General features: G+C 43.1%; 1 protein-coding gene. It reads left to right on the plus strand.

Features of this window, described 5'->3' with window-relative positions; all coding sequences use genetic code 11:
- A partial coding sequence (locus ACQRBJ_RS16205; protein ID WP_445304258.1) for an NAD-dependent epimerase/dehydratase family protein occupies positions 1 to 436 on the plus strand: 436 nt, incomplete at its 5' end.
- Between the last annotated feature and the right edge of the window lie 54 nt (positions 437 to 490).

Raw genomic sequence — 490 nt, forward strand, 5'->3', positions numbered from 1 at the left:
TGGCTTTACCAACAAACTGGTGAAGGGTGATACCATCAAGATCTTCAATTATGGCAACTGTCAGCGTGATTTCACTTATGTGGATGACATTGTGGAAGGCATCGTCAGAGTGATGCAGCATGCGCCAGAGAAGCAGAATGGTGAGGATGGCTTGCCAATTCCTCCATACAAGGTGTATAATATAGGTAATAGCCATCCCGAGAATCTCCTGGAGTTCGTCAGCATTTTGCAAGAGGAGTTGACTCGTGCAGGAGTGTTACCTAAGAATTATGACTTCGATGCGCATAAGGAGTTGGTTCCTATGCAGCCAGGCGATGTACCTGTTACTTATGCCGAAACCACACCATTGGAGCAAGACTTCGGCTATAAGCCATCCACTCCTTTGAGAGAGGGTCTGAGAGCCTTCGCTGAGTGGTATAAGGAGTATTATTTCTAGAATTATTTGTACTAGAATTTTAGTTATCAATAGTTCGTTAATAATTCAATAATA

The sequence above is a fragment of the Prevotella sp. SGI.167 genome (assembly GCF_050313615.1).
In the GTDB taxonomy this organism is placed as follows: Bacteria; Bacteroidota; Bacteroidia; order Bacteroidales; family Bacteroidaceae; genus Prevotella.